Origin of the sequence: Pseudomonas sp. ABFPK, from assembly GCF_001586765.1 — a bacterium.
Taxonomy (GTDB): Bacteria; Pseudomonadota; Gammaproteobacteria; order Pseudomonadales; family Pseudomonadaceae; genus Aquipseudomonas; species Aquipseudomonas asiatica.
The window spans coordinates 97,559-113,978 of record NZ_LQXW01000078.1 but is presented as its reverse complement, the minus strand read 5'-3'; the positions used below and the strand labels follow the sequence as shown (position 1 = coordinate 113,978).

11 protein-coding genes are annotated in these 16,420 nt (G+C 64.1%); 3 read left to right on the top strand and 8 right to left on the bottom strand.

Annotation, left to right across the window (positions count from 1 at the left end):
• Nucleotides 1-115: 115 nt before the first annotated feature.
• Entirely contained in the window at nt 116-802 is a 687-nt protein-coding gene (locus WM94_RS27230; protein ID WP_061552573.1) for a type 1 glutamine amidotransferase domain-containing protein, read from the bottom strand.
• Between the two features lie 211 nt (nt 803-1,013).
• Between WM94_RS27230 and WM94_RS27225 the strand changes: the two genes are divergently transcribed.
• Complete coding sequence (locus WM94_RS27225) at nt 1,014-3,044, top strand: PAS domain-containing sensor histidine kinase (RefSeq protein WP_082810661.1); 2,031 nt, start codon at nt 1,014-1,016, stop codon at nt 3,042-3,044.
• A 6-nt stretch (nt 3,045-3,050) separates the two neighbouring features.
• On the opposite strand, the gene WM94_RS27220 is transcribed toward WM94_RS27225, so the two are convergent.
• The 7 genes from WM94_RS27220 to gspG form a co-directional block, all read right to left on the bottom strand.
• Nucleotides 3,051-4,667, bottom strand: coding sequence for a response regulator (locus tag WM94_RS27220; RefSeq protein WP_061552571.1), 1,617 nt, complete (start codon nt 4,665-4,667; stop codon nt 3,051-3,053).
• 81 nt (nt 4,668-4,748) lie between these two features.
• Nucleotides 4,749-5,804, bottom strand: coding sequence for a tetratricopeptide repeat protein (locus WM94_RS27215; RefSeq protein WP_039614706.1), 1,056 nt, complete (start codon nt 5,802-5,804; stop codon nt 4,749-4,751).
• Nucleotides 5,805-6,268: 464 nt separating this feature from the next.
• The gene (locus WM94_RS27210) at nt 6,269-7,684 is read right to left on the bottom strand and encodes an efflux transporter outer membrane subunit (RefSeq protein WP_061304537.1); all 1,416 of its coding nucleotides are present in this window, start codon (nt 7,682-7,684) and stop codon (nt 6,269-6,271) included.
• Nucleotides 7,681-10,860 carry an efflux RND transporter permease subunit gene (locus WM94_RS27205; RefSeq protein ID WP_061552570.1) on the bottom strand — a complete coding sequence of 1,060 codons (3,180 nt, stop codon included), beginning with the start codon at nt 10,858-10,860 and terminating at the stop codon, nt 7,681-7,683. The genes WM94_RS27210 and WM94_RS27205 overlap by 4 nt, the downstream gene beginning before the upstream one ends.
• A 12-nt stretch (nt 10,861-10,872) precedes the next feature.
• Nucleotides 10,873-12,114: a multidrug efflux RND transporter periplasmic adaptor subunit MexE gene (gene mexE / locus WM94_RS27200; protein ID WP_015270540.1), complete on the bottom strand. Its 1,242-nt coding sequence runs from the start codon at nt 12,112-12,114 to the stop codon at nt 10,873-10,875.
• Nucleotides 12,115-12,283: 169 nt separating this feature from the next.
• Nucleotides 12,284-13,474 carry a type II secretion system F family protein gene (locus WM94_RS27195; RefSeq protein WP_061552569.1) on the bottom strand — a complete coding sequence of 397 codons (1,191 nt, stop codon included), beginning with the start codon at nt 13,472-13,474 and terminating at the stop codon, nt 12,284-12,286.
• An 11-nt stretch (nt 13,475-13,485) separates the two neighbouring features.
• On the bottom strand, nt 13,486-13,911 hold the full coding sequence (gene gspG / locus WM94_RS27190) for a type II secretion system major pseudopilin GspG (RefSeq protein WP_003258264.1): 426 nt from the start codon (nt 13,909-13,911) through the stop codon (nt 13,486-13,488).
• 186 nt (nt 13,912-14,097) lie between these two features.
• Here gspG and WM94_RS27185 point away from each other — a divergent pair, with 186 nt between their 5' ends.
• Both WM94_RS27185 and WM94_RS27180 read left to right on the top strand, forming a co-directional pair.
• Nucleotides 14,098-14,682, top strand: coding sequence for a lytic transglycosylase domain-containing protein (locus WM94_RS27185; RefSeq protein ID WP_061552568.1), 585 nt, complete (start codon nt 14,098-14,100; stop codon nt 14,680-14,682).
• Nucleotides 14,683-14,863: 181 nt separating this feature from the next.
• Nucleotides 14,864-16,324, top strand: coding sequence for a HAMP domain-containing sensor histidine kinase (locus WM94_RS27180; protein WP_038409702.1), 1,461 nt, complete (start codon nt 14,864-14,866; stop codon nt 16,322-16,324).
• Nucleotides 16,325-16,420 lie beyond the last annotated feature (96 nt).

Genomic DNA, 16,420 nt, shown 5'->3' with positions numbered 1-16,420 from the left:
TCCGTTGAACCTTGCTGTTCGGGTTGAACAGGTCAGCGCTGATCCTATGTGCTTGATGGTGCTCCGGCTGTAGGCCAAAAGTGTTGCGGTTTTACAGAAAAGTAGAACCTCGTTGTCAGCCTCGCTTCAGCCTGGCGAGCACTTTTTCGGCCAACTGGGCCGTGGAGGCCGGGTTCTGCCCGGTGATCAGCCGATCATCGGCCACCACGAACGGCTGCCACGGGTCTTCATGCTTGCTGTAGGCACCACCGCGGGCACCCAGCTCGGTTTCCGTCAGGAAGGGGACCACCTTGTCCAGTTCGACGAGTTTTTCCTCGGTATTGGAGAAGCCGGTCACCTGACGGTCCTTGAGCAACAGGCTGTTGTCGCTGAGCTTGATGTTCAGCAGGCCGACAACCCCATGGCAAACCGCCGCGACAATGCCCTTGTGCTCGTACACCCGGCGGGCCAGCTCTTGCAGCGGCTGGTTGTCTGGAAAGTCATACATCACTCCGTGCCCGCCGGTGTAGTAGATGACGCTGTACTCTTCTGCCTTCACCTGGCCAGGGCTCAAGGTGTTGCCCAGGCGGGTCATGAAGCGCTTGTCGTCATACCACAGCCAGTCCAGGTCGGGGGCCATCTGCAAGCTATGCGGGTCGACAGGGACGTAGCCGCCCAGCGGGCTGACATAATCGACCTCGTAACCGGCTTTTTCGACTTTTTCGACAAAGTGCACCGCTTCCCCCAGCCACAAGCCGGTCGCCCGCTTGAGGGTCGGATACTTGGCTGTATTGGTCAGCACCACCAGCATTTTCTTGCTCATGACCATGCTCCCGTCGGCAACCTGAATGGGCCGTTGCTCCCCCGGCCCGAGGGAAAACCTAATGAGCATAGCTCTCAGGTGCCAGTACGCCATATTGCGTGGCGTGTGTTGTGCTAACGTGAACCACATTCACGCAGCGCCCGTACTTTTTCTGAATCATGCTGGAGTCACGACAGTGGTCACAAATGGTACGCCGCGCGAGCCTGCGTCGATGGTCATCCTGAAGCCGTCTGTGCTGGCACCGGTCGACCTCATGGGCGAACGGATTGCACGGTTCGACTGGGGGCGTACACCGCTCGGGCCGCTGCCGCGCTGGCCGGCTTCGTTGCGCATTGCCGTCGACATGATGCAATTGTCACCGTTCCCGTGTGCCGTGGTCTGGGGACCAGACCTCAGCGTGGTCCACAATGAAGGCTATCGGGCATTGCGGCGGGTTGCCCCGGATGCATTGGGCATGGCCTTCGATGCGCTGTGGAGCGATGAGTGGCCGGCGATGGGACCGTGGGTGTTCAAGGCGCTCGAGGGGCGCTCGAGCTTTGTCGAAGACCCACCACTGCGTATTGGCTGCGGCCAAGGCGGGGAGCCGTTGCGGTGTGCGTTCGGCTACACACCGTTGCACGATGAACTGGGCAACGTGGCAGGGTTTCTGCACGCGGTGATCGAAACCACGGCCAGCGTCGAGGCGCTTCGCCACTGGCGGGAGCAGGCGCAAGAATTCCAGCGGCAGGTCGAGCGACACCTGGTGGAGCGCGAGCAGTTCTGGGGGCTGTCGCGTGATGCGATGATGATGGTCACTCCCGAGCTGAAGGTGTGTGCCGCCAACCCCGCCTGGTATCGCATCCTGGGCTGGTCCGAAGAGCAGGTACTGGGCACTCCGGTGCTGGATCTGGTACATCCGGCAGATCGCGCTGAGGTTGAGGTGGCCGTTTCCGGGTGCCTGCAGTACCAGGATACCGAGCAGATAGAGACGCGCCTGCGCCACCGCGATGGCCATTACCACTGTTTTCGCTGGAGTGCACGGTTCGATGGCAGCCTGCTGACTGCCGTTGGCCGGGATATCACCGGGGAACGTGAGGAGGCTGCTCGTCAATCCGAAGCGCTGATGCGCAACAACGAGCGCTTGGAGGTGGTTGGCCAGTTGGCCGGGGGCATGGGCCATGAACTGAACAACTTGTTGTCCGGCATCGGTGGCAGCCTCGAACTGCTTCAGCGGCGCGTGCAGGAAGGACGGCTGGAGCGGGTGGAGGCGTATGTCGAGGTCGCGCGAGATTCGGTGCAGCGTGCCATGGAGCTGACCCATCGCCTGCTGGCGTTTTCCCGTCATCAACCTTTGGCGCCCAGGCCACTGGACTTCAACCGGCAGTTGCGCTTGAGCGAACCACTGCTGCGGAGCACGCTGGGTGCCGAGATGCGCTTGCACTGGCAGCTGGATGTCACGCCGTGGGCGGTGAACCTTGATGTTTCCCAGCTGGAAAATGCCTTGATCAATCTTTGCACCAACGCCCGCGAAGCGTGCCTTGATCGTGGAAACGTCACGCTTCGCAGCATCAACCAGCGGCTGACAGCGTGTTTCCCGGATGAGAGCGGCCTGCCACCAGGCGACTACGTTGCGTTGCATGTGGAGGATGATGGCCATGGCATGCCGGCCGTGGACATTGCCAGGGCCTTTGAACCGTTCTTCACCACCAAGCCGGTCGGGCGGGGCTCAGGCCTTGGTTTGTCGATGGTGTATGGGTTTGTCGGCCAGTCGGGGGGCTACGCCTGGATCGAGTCGGCGCCGAACCAGGGCACCAAGGTCTGCATGCTTTTTCCAAGGTGGCATGACCCGGTACCCGAGGCGCCTGCGGTTGTGCAACGGACGCAGCGCATGGCCGGGAGGCAGCGCCTGTTGCTGGTCGATGACGAGCTCGGTTTGCGTGCTGTGATGTGCGAGTACCTGACCGAACGTGGGTTCGAAGTCGTTGATGTGGGCGACGCCAATAGCGCACTGGAGCGCTTCCGCCATGACGGCCCGTTCGACCTGGTGATCACCGACATTGGCTTGCCGGGTGGTTTCAGTGGCCGCCAGGTGGCCAAGGCCATGCGCATGCAGCTGCCGCTGCAGAAGATCCTGTTCATCACCGGCTATGCGGGTCAGCCGATCGAAGCGCAGTTGCTCGAGCAGCCGGGCACGGCATTGATGAACAAGCCGTTCCCGCTGGCGGACTTGGTGGATGAGGCGCTACGCATGCTCGAGGAGTGAAGCGGTTCAGGGCTTGCCCAGTATCTGGGTCACCTGGGCCTGCAGCTGCTTTAGCTCGAAGGGCTTGCTGATCAGGTGCATCCCCACCTCCAGGAAGCCCTCGCGGGCCATGGCGGTTTCTGCATAGCCGGTGATGAACAGTACTGGCAAGCGTGGGCGCAGGTTGCGGGCAATCTCGGCCAACTGGCGGCCATTCATGCCGGGCAAGCCGACATCGCTGATCAGCAGATCCACCGGTTGTGTCGAACGCAGTACCTTAAGGCCCTCATTGGCGTCGGCAGCACTGTGGCAGGCGAAGCCATCCTCGCGCAGGGCCTGGCAGAGCAATTGGCGTACATGGGGGTCGTCCTCGACTACCAGCACGTGATGGCCCTGGTAACCTCGCACGGGTTGTACGGGTTTGACAGGTGCCTGGCCCTGGTCGACGTGGCGCGGCAGATAAAGGTCCACCCGGGTCCCTTGGCCGATCTGGCTGTGCAGGGTGACATGTCCGTGGGATTGCTTGCTGAAGCCGTAAACCATCGACAGGCCAAGGCCGATGCCCTGGCCGATCGCCTTGGTGCTGAAGAACGGCTCGAAGGCATGCTCCAGCGTGCTTTGCGCCATGCCCTGGCCGTCATCGATGACTCGCAGGCGGACATAGTCGCCGGCGCACAGGGCACCGCCAGCGAATTGCCCGGCGCCGATGTGCTGGTTACTTGCCTCGATGCGCAGCTGGCCGCCATTGGGCATGGCTTCGCAGGCATTGAGCAACAGGTTATCGAGGGCCTCCTGTAACTGTTGGTCATCGGCTTCGACCGACCACAGGTTCTTGGCGATTTGCACCTGCAGGGTCACGGTCGGTGTCACGCAGGCCTTCAGGCGTTTTGCCTGGAGCAGGTCGTGCAGGTCGACCTGCTGGGTCTGCAGCGATTGCCGAGAAGAGAAGGCCAGCAGGCGGTGGGTCAGGCGCCCAGCGCGTGACACCGCCTCGCGGCCCATGCGCAGCACGGTGTCCAGGCCATCGCTGCGACCCTGGCGCAAGCGCCGGTCAATCAGCTCGAAGCTGCCACCAATGCTGGTGAGCAGGTTGTTGAAGTCGTGGGCGACCCCCCCGGCCAGTTGGCCGATGGCCTCCATCTTGCGCGTCTGGTGGCGGGCGAACTCGCTGCGTTGCTGCTCTTCGCCGGGAGTTGCGGCGTTGGCGTCAAGGCGTTGCTGCAGGTCTTGCAACTGGTCGCGTGCCAGATACTGCCGACGCCGGTTGCGCAGGGCGGACTGGGTCATGCGCAGCAGCTGGGCGTTTTCGTATGGTGCGACCAGCAGGACCAGGTTGCCCACCGGGAGGTTGGTCGAGCCCTTGGCCGCTTGGCTCCCTTGACCGAGCAGTACGATGGGCAAGTCCGACCAGCACGGTTGCTGGTCGATGAAGTCTTGCAGCAATGCACTTGGGCCCTGTTTGAACGCTTGCTCGGCAATGATCGCCAGGCCTGCGCCTTCGGCCAGGCAGGCTTGCAGGTTGGCCAGGTCGACCGCGCACAGGCTGTCGATGCCCGCAGAAGCGAGCAGGCGAGCAGTATCCGCGGCTATTGGCGGGGGCGCCAGGATCAATGCACGTTCGTCCAGCGCCAACGAACTGGCCACAACACATTCTCCTGAAGGGTGGTCCGATATCCACTGGACCCTGGGCACAGCCCTGGGGTTCAACAAATTTTCGGACGTTGCCTACAGGCCCTGTTGCAACACTGGGTCGTCCGGGTTCTGCCGCTCCAGCTCGGCCAGCAGCACCTGCACGTTCTGCAACTGGCCGGTTTCCTTCCAGTACTTAATCAGCAACACCCGTGCCCGGCGATTGGCCGGCTGGCGGTTGAGCACGATTTCCAGTTGCTTTTGCGCGGCGTCGAGTTGTTCCAGTTCATGCAGGGTGACTGCCAGTGTATAGCGGTAGTCGGCGTTGTCCGGGTCCAGTTCGACGGCGCGGGACAAGGCCAGCAGTGCGTATTCGCGCTGTTCGTGACGGTTAAGCCAGAGCCCCAGCTCGTACTGCAGAAAGGCCGAATCGGGGCTTAGCGCCAGGGCTTTGCCCAGTATCTGACGCGAGGCGTCGTGATAGCCTTGGCGCTCCAGCAGGCGTACCTGGGTCGCCAGTGCGTCGAGGTTGCCTGGCGCTACCGCCAGAGCTCGCTGCAGGGCGGTGTCGGCCAGGGTGTAGTCGTTTTCGTGCAGGTAGAGGCGCGCCAGGTGGACTTGGGCGTCGGCGTCTTCGGGTTGTTGCTCGAGGGCCTGCTGGTATTGCTCCAGGGCGACCTGTAGCGGGCCGAAATAAAGGCCGATGTCATCCGGAGCAAGGCCGAGCAGGGCATCTACCGCGGCAAAGCGCACGCTTTGCTCGTCGTCGTCCAGCAGTGGGCCGAGTACCAGGCTGCGTTGCGCCGCCGGCAGCAGGCGGCGAATACCGGCGATGGCTGCACGGCGCACCTGCGGGTCGGCATGCTCGAGGTCCTGACGGGCGAGTTTCAATGCCTGGGGCGAAGGGTAGTTTGGCAGTTCGGCATACAAGGCGGCACGGCGAATGGGCGGCAGGTCGGTGCGCTGCAGTTGCTGGTACAGCACCCGTGCAGCGCCGGGTTGGCCCTCATGGGCCTGGCGCAGGGCCTTGGCGTAGCTGTGCGCAGGCAGGGTAGGCGGGGCTGGCGGAGCGTCGCGCCACAGGTAGCCGAACAGGGCCGATACCAGGATCAACAGCAGCAGGGCGATCAGGTAGCGGTTGCGTCTGGGCATCGGACGATCCGGGGCGGCGGGAAGGGCAGAGCTTGGGCTAGCCGGGGGGTAAATGCAACCGAGTGTGGGTTGCGTGGCGCCTGCCTCGGGTTTTGCGGTGGGGCATAAATCGAGCGCCGCCCGCGCGGCGCTTCGCAGCACAAGGCTGCTCCTACATCTGTTTCGGGCCAGTTATTCCTGAGGTAGAGGCGCGCGGCCCCTTGGCGTCCACGTCGATATTGTGTCGGACAAACAAGGCGGGCGCGCGCGCTGGCGCAGGCGTTACTGGCCTGAGACAGATGTAGGAGCAGCCTTGTGCTGCGAAGCGCCGCGCGGGCGGCGCTCGATCTCGACGACAACGATGATGTCGTGGCGAGCACCCCCAAAAACACCCCCAAAAAACATAAAAAAGCCCCGCGGACCAAGGCCTGCGGGGCAAACGGTTGGGGGAGGGGCCAACCAAAGGAGTCGTTGAAGCGGGTGTATCAGCGCGCGCTGGCTACAGTCTCCGGCTGCCAGCCGCCGCCCAGGGCCTTGTAGATGGAGACGATGCCGCGGTACAGCTCGACCTCGCCCTGGGCCTGCGCATCTTCAGCGCTCAGCCGCTCACGCTCGGCATCGAGCAGCACCAGGTAGTCCACCGTACCCTCGCGATAACGAATCGAGGCCAGTTCCGCCGCCTTGCGGCTGGCGTCGCTCTGGCGCATCAGCGACAACAGCCGCTGCTGGGTCTTGTCGTAGTCGCTGAAGGCGTTGGCCGATTCTTCCAGGGCCAGCAATACCTGCTGTTCATAGTTGGCCAGTGCCCCCTCGGCATCGGCCTTGGCACCGCGCAGTCGGGCGCGCACGCTGCCCAGGTCGAAGGCGGCCCACGTTATGCTCGGGCCCAGCGCCCAGGCATTGGCTGCCGAGGAACCTATCTGCGAACCACGTGCAGCAGTAAAGCCGAGGAAGCCACTGAGGCTGACGCGCGGGAACAAATCGGCCGTGGCCACGCCAACGTTGGCGGTGGCAGCCGCCAGCTGCCGTTCGGCGCTGCGGATGTCCGGGCGGCGGCGCAGCAGTTCACCCGGGTCACCCACCGGTAGCGCCTTGGCGATGGCCGGCAGTGCCTTGGGCGACAGGTCGACGCTGAGCGCCTCGGGACGCTGACCGAGCAGGGTGGCGATGCGATGTCGGGCCCGTGCCTGTTCCGCCTGCAGTTGCGGTACGGTGGCTTCGACCCCGGCCAGGCGCGCGTCGGCCCGCACCACATCAAGGTCGTTGCCCACGCCGGCATCGCGCAGGGTTTCGGTGATGGCCCGCGATTCCTGCTGGGTCTTGAGGTTGGCCAGGGCGATCTTCTCGCGCAACTGCGCGCCACGCAGCTGGCCGTAAGCATCCACCAGTTCGGCGATCAGGCTGACCTGCAGCTGCTGCAGGTCGGCCGCGGCTGCTGCTTCCTGGGCTTCGCTGGCTTCGATCTGGCGCTGGATGCGGCCGAACAGGTCAAGCTCCCAGGCCATGTCCAGGCCCAGGTCGTAGCGCTCACTGTTTACCCGCTGCGTGGTCTGGCCGGGGATCTGGCCCTTGCCGATGTCGCTGCTGGCGCGGCTGGTGACCACCGGAAACTGATCGTTTTCGGCGTCTTCACGGATCGAACGGGCCGACTTCAGGCGGGCGAAGGCCACGCGCAGATCACGGTTGCCATCCAGCGAAGCCTGCACCAGCTGGTTCAGCACCGGGTCGTCGAACTGCTTCCACCACAGGCTTTCGAAACGGCTACGGTCGTAGGCCTTGGCCTGTATGTCGCTGGCCAGCTGCGCGGGCTCGGTGGCTGGCGCCTGGTAGTCCGGGCCTACTGCACAGGCCGCCAGGGCGAGTGCCAGCAGGCTCGGGGTCAAGGGTTTGAGCAGGTTCATGCATGGCTCTCCAGCGATTGGGCGCGTTCGGCCTTGCGGGCCTGGCGACGCTCGACGAAACGGCGAATCAGGAAGAAGAACACCGGGGTCAGGAACAGGCCGAACACGGTAACCCCGATCATTCCCGAGAACACCGCCACACCCATGGCATGGCGCATTTCAGAACCTGCACCGGAGCTGAACACCAGTGGAACCACACCCATGATGAAGGCGATCGAGGTCATCAGGATCGGCCGCAGGCGCAGGCGGCAGGCTTCCAGTACCGCAGCCAGCGGGTCGAGCCCCTTGGCCTGTTCGTCCTTGGCGAACTCGACGATCAGGATCGCGTTCTTGCACGCCAGGCCCACCAGTACGATCAGGCCGATCTGGGTGAAGATGTTGTTGTCACCCCCCGACACGATCACCCCGGTGATGGCCGACAACAGGGTCATCGGCACGATCAGGATCACCGCCAGCGGCAGGCTCCAGCTTTCGTATTGGGCGGCAAGCACCAGGAAGGCCAGCAGTACGCACAGCGGGAACACGAACAGCGCAGTGTTGCCCGAAAGGATCTGCTGGTAGGTCAGGTCGGTCCACTCGAAGGTCATGCCGTTGGGCAGTTCCTCCTTCAGCAGCTTCTCGATGGCAGCTTCGGCCTGGCCGGAGCTGTAGCCCGGTGCCGCGGCGCCGTTGATCTCGGCGGTGATGAAACCGTTGTAGTGCATCACCCGGTCAGGCCCGGAGGTGTCGCTGACCTTGAGGAAGGTCGCCAGTGGGATCATCTCGCCGAGGTTGTTGCGCACCTTCAGCTGGCCGATCTGCTCGGCATCGAGGCGGAACTGCTGCTCGGCCTGGACGTTGACCTGATAGGTGCGGCCAAAGCGGTTGAAGTCGTTGGTGTACAGCGAGCCCAGGTAGATCTGCAGGGTGTCGAAGATGTCGGTGATCGCCACGCCGTGGGTCTTGGCCTTTTCCCGGTCGATGGCGGCATCGACCTGGGGCACGTTGACCTGGTAACTGGTGAACAGGCCCGCCAGTTCCGGCACGTTGTGGCTCTTGGCGATGATGTTCTGGGTTTCCTTGTACAGCGCCTCGTAGCCCAGGTTGCCACGGTCTTCGATCTGCAGACGGAAGCCGCCGATGGTGCCCAGGCCTTGTACCGGTGGTGGCGGGAAGATCGCGATGTAGGCGTCCTGGATGTCGGCGAACTGGGCATTCAGTGCAGCAGCGATGGCCGCCGCCGACTGGCTCGGGTCCTTGCGCTCGTCGAACGGCTTGAGCGGGGTGAACACGATGCCGCTGTTCGGGCTGTTGGTGAAGCCGTTGATCGACAGGCCAGGGAAGGCTACCGAGTCGGCCACGCCAGGCTGTTTCAGGGCGATTTCGCTCATGCGCTTGATCACCGCTTCGGTGCGGTCGAGGCTGGCCGCGTCAGGCAGCTGGGCGAACGCCACCAGGTACTGCTTGTCCTGGGCCGGTACGAAACCGGTCGGGGTGGACGAGAAGCCGAGGTAGGTCAGGCCCATCAGGCCGGCATACACGAACAGGGCGATGCCGCTGGAGCGGATGACCCGACGCACGCCGCCGACGTAGCGGCTGGAAGCGCGGTCGAAGAAGCGGTTGAACGGGGCGAACAGCCAGCTGCCCAGCAGTTTTTCCAGGAACCGCGAGAAACGGTCCTTGGGCGCATGGTGGTCCTTCAGCAGCACGGCAGCCAGGGCCGGCGACAGGGTCAGCGAGTTGAACGCCGAGATCACGGTCGAGATCGCGATGGTCAGGGCGAACTGCTTGTAGAACTGCCCGGTCAGGCCGGAAATGAACGCAGCAGGTACGAACACCGCGCACAGCACCAGGGCGGTGGCGATGATCGGCCCGGTCACTTCGCCCATGGCCTTTTGCGTGGCTTCCAGCGGTTTCAGGCCCAGGCCGATGTTGCGCTCGACGTTTTCCACCACCACGATGGCGTCGTCCACCACGATACCGATGGCCAGGACCAGGCCGAACAATGACAGCGCGTTGAGCGAGAAGCCGAACAGGTGCATCACGGCAAAGGTACCGATCAGCGATACCGGCACGGCCATCAGCGGGATGATCGAGGCACGCCAGGTCTGCAGGAACAGGATGACGACCAGCACCACCAGCACCAGCGCTTCGAACAGGGTGTGTACCACGGCTTCGATGGAACCACGGACGAACACGGTCGGGTCATAGACGATGCTGTAGTCCATGCCCTCGGGGAAGTCCTTCTTCAGCTCGGCCATCTTCGCCCGCACTTCGTCGGAGATCTCGATGGCGTTGGAGCCTGGGCGCTGGAAGATCGGGATGGCCACCGCCGGCTGGTTGTTCAGCAGCGAACGCAGGGCGTACTGGCTGGAACCGAGTTCGACCCGGGCGATGTCCTTCAGGCGGGTGATTTCGCCATCGGCACCGGCGCGGATGATGATGTTCTCGAACTCTTCCTCATTGACCAGGCGACCCTGGGTGTTGATCGACAGCTGGAAGCTGGTCGAACCCGGGGCGGGTGGGGCGCCCAGCTGGCCGGCGGCCACCTGGCGGTTCTGTTCGCGGATCGCAGCCACCACATCACTGGCGGTGAGGTTGCGCGAAGCGGTCTTGTTCGGGTCCAGCCACACGCGCAGCGAGTAGTCGCCCATGCCGAACAGCTGCACATCGCCCACGCCGCCCAGGCGCGCCAGCTCGTCCTTGATGTTGAGGATGGCGTAGTTGGACAGGTAGAGCATGTCGTAGCGGTTATCCGGCGAGGTCAGGTGCACGACCATGGTCAGGTCGGGCGAGGCCTTGTCGACCGTGATACCGATGCGGGTCACTTCCTCGGGCAGCTTGGGCTGGGTACGGGTGACGCGGTTCTGCACCTGCACCTGGGCGTTGTCCAGGTCGGTGCCCAGGGCGAAGGTGATGGTCAGCGTCAGCTTGCCGTCAGCGGTGGACTGGGAGGACATGTACAGCATGTTCTCCACGCCGGTAATCGCCTGCTCCAGTGGCGCGGCGACGGTTTCGCCGATGACCTTGGGGTTGGCGCCGGGGAAGTTGGCGCGCACCACCACGGTGGGCGGCACCACTTCGGGGTATTCGCTGATCGGCAGCTGGAACAGCGAGATCGACCCCGCGATCAGCAGCACCAGCGACAGCACCGCGGCGAAAATTGGCCGGGTAATGAAGAATTTCGAGAAGTTCATCGGTGTGGTCCCTTAACCGCGTGGCGCCTGGGCGCTGGCGACTTTCACGTTGTTGCCCGCCACCTTCGGCGCCGGGTTGCTGGCCTCCAGGGCCTGGCGCTGCTGGGCGAGGGCGGCGAGGGTCTGTTCGCTGGCCATCGGTGTCTCTTCCGGGGTGACCGGTGAGCCAGGGCGCACACGCTGCAGGCCCTTGACCACGATGCGGTCGTCCTTGCCCAGGCCGCTGCGCACGATGCGCAGGCCTTCCAGCTTCGGCCCCAGCTCCACGGCGCGGTAGGCGGCCTTGTTGTCCTTGTCCATGACCAGCACGAACTTCTTGCCAAGGTCGGTGCCCACGGCTTCGTCGTTGATCAGCACGGCCTGGTACTGGGCGCTGCCCACCAGCTTCAGGCGTGCATACAGGCCCGGGGTGAACTGGCCGTCGCTGTTGTCGAACACCGCACGGCCACGGATGGTGCCGGTGCGCGGGTTGACCTGGTTGTCGACGAAGTTCATCTGGCCCAGGTGCGGGTTGCCGGTTTCGTTGGTCAGGCCCAGGTACACCGGGGTGCTCTGGCCGCGCTGGCCTTCGCGGGCCAGCTGGGTGTACTTGAGGTACACGCGCTCGTCGGCGTCGAAGTAGGCGTAGACCTTGTCGGTGGAGACCACGCTGGTCAGCGGGGTGACATCGGCGGTGACGATGTTGCCGGCGGTGAACTGGGCGCGGCTGACACGGCCGCTGATGGGCGCGGTGACACGGGTGAAGCTGAGGTTCAGGCGTGCCAGGTCGAGCTGGGCCTGGATCGCGTCGACCCCGGCGCGGGCTTCGGCGGCGGCGCTGCTACGCGATTCGGCCAGTTCTGCGGAAATGGCGTTGCTGTCACGCAGGCGTTCGCCACGGCGGGCTTCGTTGGCGCTGCGAATGGCGGTGGCCTTGGCCTGCTGCAGTTGGGCTTCGAGGCGGCGGACCTCTGCCTGGAACGGGCGTGGATCGATCTGGAACAGCAGGTCGCCTTTCTTGACCTGGGCGCCTTCGGTGAAGGCGACCAGGTCGATCTGGCCGGAGACCCGTGGGCGTACCTCGACGGTTTCCGGGGCTTCGAGGCGGCCGGTGAACTCGTCCCATTCATTGATCGGTTGCTCGATCACCTTGGCCACGCTGACCTTCGGCGCGGTGGGAGCCTGCACTGCGTCTGGGGTTCGGCCACAAGCGCTGATCACCACCACTGCCAAGGCAGCGAGGGGGAAGCGCAAGGGTTTGAATGATTGTTCCATGGAGAACTCCGCCAATGTATTAGTAGTGGGCGGAGTGTGAGTGTCTTGCGCGTGAGGCACGAATCGAACGGGACGAAGGTTATTATCACGATGAATGATATGAGCAGATCATTCATCGATTGCAGACATGGCCAGCTCGGTCGTGGGCTTTCATCCTGGGCCTGACATTTCAGTGAATGCTCGAGGCCAGTTCGAAGATCGGCATGTACATCAGGATCACGATCAGGCCGATCAGCAGGCCGATGAAGGTCATCAGCAGCGGTTCGAACAGCTTGACGAACCATTCCACCCAGCGGCCGATTTCCTGGTCATGGAAGTCGGCGCAGCGCTCCAGCATCTCGCCCAGGTTGCCGGACTGCTCGCCGGCGCGCAGCAGGCGCAACGATACCGGCGTCACCAGTTGCCCGGCCTCCAGTGCATCGGACAGCGGCAACCCTTCGGCGACCCGCTGGCTGGCGTGCTCCAGGCCCTCGGCCGCCGCGCTGCCGAGCAGGCCGCGGGCCATGCCCATGGCGGTGAGGATGGGGATACCGCCTTGCAGCAGGATGCCCAATGAGCGATAAAAGCGCGCCAGTTCGTACATCATCAGGCGTTGGTGAAGTGCCGGCAGGCGCCGCAGCTGGCAGGCTGCCCAGCGCCGTACCCATGGCTGGCGGCGCAGCAGCCACAGCGCAGTGGCCGCACCGAGGGCGCCCAATGCCAGCGGTAGTTGCTGGGCATGCAGGAACAGCCCGATCTGCATCAGCAGCCGAGACAGCCAGGGCAACTCGGTGCCCATGCCCTCGAACACCTGGCTGAAACGCGGCACCACGTAGCCAAGCAGGAACAGCACCACGCCACCGCCCACCAGCAATAGCAGCATCGGGTAGACCGAGGCACCCACCAGCTTCTGCCGGACCAGGTCCAGGCGCTGGCGGTAGCTTATGTAGCGGGCGAGGGCGTCGCCGAGCGCGCCGGTACGCTCGCTGGACTGCACCAGCGCCACGTATAGCGGCGGGAACACCCGTGGCTGCTGGCCCAGGGCCTGGGACAGCGAGCGGCCTTCGTACAGTTGGCGGACCAGTTCGGCGAGCACTTTGCGCGCTGCGGCTGCGGGGGCCTTTTCCGCCAGGCTTTCCAGCGCGTCGATCAGCGGCAGGCCGGCGTTGAGCAGTGTCGAAAGTTCCTGGCTGAACAGCACCAGGTCAAAGCTTGCTTCGCGGCGCCAGGCCATGCCGCGCAAGGCGCCGCCGTGGCCACGCAGACTGAGCACGCGCAAGCCCTGGTCCTCGACCTGGCGGCGGGCCTGGTCGGCGTCCTCGGCGTCGATCTGCAACTGCACCACACCCTGCCTGCCCAGGGCCTTGAGGCTATAGCGCATGGCCGTTCTCCCTACTGCCAACTGGTGATTTCGGCGTTTTCCCCGTCGCCACCGGGCTGGCCGTCCTTGCCCATCGACAGCAGGTCGTACTCGCCGCCGTTCTCGCCGGGTTGCCGGTAGATGTATGCGCGGCCCCACGGGTCTTGCGGCACGGCCTTCTGCAGGTACGGGCCGGTCCAGCGCGCTTCGCCATTGGGGGCGACCACCAGGGCCTGCAGGCCCTGCTCACTGCTGGGGTAGTGGCCGACTTCCAGGCGGTACAGGTCCAGGGCCTTGCTCAGCCCCTCTATCTGCGCCCGCGCCACCTTGGCTTCGGAGCGGCCGAGCTGGCTGAAGTACTTGGGCGCGACGATACCGGCCAACAGGCCGAGCACCACCAGCACCACCAAAAGTTCGAGCAGGGTGAAGCCACGTTGAGGGTTGGTTCTGCGCTGCATGGTGAAGCCCTCCGCTGCATGGGGACAAGCTTTTGCAGGCTCCATGCAACAGCCGTGCACGCCTGCGCTGGCGCCTTGCACCATGCGGCACGCGAAGCGGCACAGTGCTTGCGTCGTGGTCATCGACTCCGGGTTTTCCGGGGTATATCCCCCAACATCGGGGGAGACCACGAAGAGGCGACCGACATGCGTGGACTCATTCTCGGTTTGATCTGGCTGGTGGCAGGCGCTGCCCAGGCCGATGTGTACATTTCCATCGACGCCAAAGGCAGCTACATACTGACCAACGTCCATCGACCCGGGCGCCTCTATGAAACGGTGATCAGCGAGCCGAAGGCCCAGGCCGGCCCGGCCAACGCGCAGCTCATCACCGGCCGCCCCTACGCCAAGCTGGTCGCCGCCGCGGCGCGCACCCACGACGTACCCCCGGCGTTGCTGCATGCGGTGATCAAGGCCGAGTCCGGTTACAACCCCAAGGCGCGTTCGCCAGCGGGCGCGGTGGGGCTGATGCAATTGATGCCGGATACTGCCCGCGAGATGGGCGTGGAAAACCGCCTGGACCCGGAAGACAACGTGCAGGGAGGGGCCCGCTACCTCAAGCGCATGCTCGACTTGTTCGACAATGACATCACCCTGGCCGTGGCGGCCTATAACGCCGGCCCGGACGCGGTGCTGCGCCGTGGTGCGGTACCGCCGTTTGCCGAGACCCGGCGCTATGTGCCGAATGTGCTGCGAGAGTACCGCCGCTTGCAGGGGGTGACGGGTGATTAGCCCCTGTAGCCCCTTTCAACGCTGGTGCGACCTCTGTGGGAGCATCAGGATTTTTGCAAGGCAGGTGCGTTCAATACGGGAAACAAGACAATACCCTTCGGCGGATGCCACCAAGCTGACCCGATGGTTTCCCCAACTCTGGGCTATAACCTTCTGAAGGTGCCCAGTTGTGGAGTCCGCCATGGACATCGCCCCTCGTTCCGACGCTTTTGAAGTACCCGCCGGTAACGAACTGGCTACCCCACGCAAGCCGTTCAACCTGCTGCGCTGGTACGCCTGGGTCAGCCTGGCCATCATCCTCTCGGTAGCGGTCGGGCTGGGGTTGATTTCCAGCCGCTTCATCGTCGACGAGAGCATCGAGCGCGATGCTTTGCTCACCGCGCAGTTCATCACCTCCATCGCCGATGCCGAAGTGCGCCATGTGTCGATCCCCAATGTGCGCACCATGGGTGAACTGCTTGACCCGCGCATCGACCGCGCCAACCTGCTCGATGTCGACCCGGACGCCCGGCGCAGGGCGCGTGGCGAGTTCCTGGACCACATCGCGCACCTGCCCGACATGCTGCTGGCCAACATCTATGCCCCGGACCGTACGGTGATCTGGTCCAGCAACCCGGCCCTGGTCGGCAAGCTGATCGAAGGCGACGAGGACCTGGAGCAGGCTTTCGAGTACAAGATGCGAGTCTCGGCCAGTTACCACAACTTCGAGCAGGCCCGCGTCGAGCAGAAGTTCGTCATCCCACCCGAGCAGTTGTTCATCGAAAACTATATTCCGCTGTTCGATGCCGATGGCGAGCAGGTCACGGCGATGGTCGAGATCTACAAGGAGCCCCATGACCTGATCGTGCGCATCGAGCATGGGCTGATCCTGATCTGGCTGGCGATCACCATCGGTGCCGCGCTGGTCTACGTAGGCCTGTACGGCATCATGCACCGCGCCGCGCGCCTGCTGGCGGTGCAGCAGAAGCGGCTGATCAGCAACGAAACCTACGTGGCGCTGGGCGAGGTGTCCTCGGCGGTGGCCCATAGCCTGCGCAACCCGCTGGCCAGCATCCGTTCCAGTGCCGAGTTGGCCCAGGCGTTCGACGATGGCCCGGCGCAGCGCAACGTCAACGACATCATCAGCCAGGTCGACCGCATGTCGCAGTGGATCCGCCAGATGTTGCAGTCCTTGCGCCCGCTCAACGATGAGGCCGTGGCGGTGGATTTGCCGCTGGCATTGCAGGAAAGCCTGCAGACCTACGCAGTGCCGCTGGCGCGCGGCGGAGTGAGCCTTGACCTGCAACCGATACCGGCAGTGCAGGTGCTGGGGCATCCGGTGTTACTGCGGCAGATCTTCAGCAGCCTGATCGCCAACGCCCTGGAGTCGATGGAACAGGGTGGGCGGTTGCGTGTCGAGGTGGTGCGTCATGACCGGCGTAACCTGACCCTGCGCCTGTCCGACAACGGCAAAGGCATGACCGAACAGCAGCAGCGCATGGCCTTCCGGCCTTTCTTCACCACCAAGCAGGGTGGTTTGGGCGTGGGCCTGGTGTTGGTGAAACGCATCATGGAACGCTTCGGGGGCAGTGTCCGCCTCAGCAGCAGTGAAGGCCATGGCACCCGGGTTTCGCTGAGTTTCCGGCTGGTCAATGGCTCCTGACTTACATTAATAAATGCTCATATCTACTTGTTTATAAAGGATTTAAGGTTTTTTGGGTGAAAACCCCCAAATGTGGGGGATAGCCCTCCAAGTTAA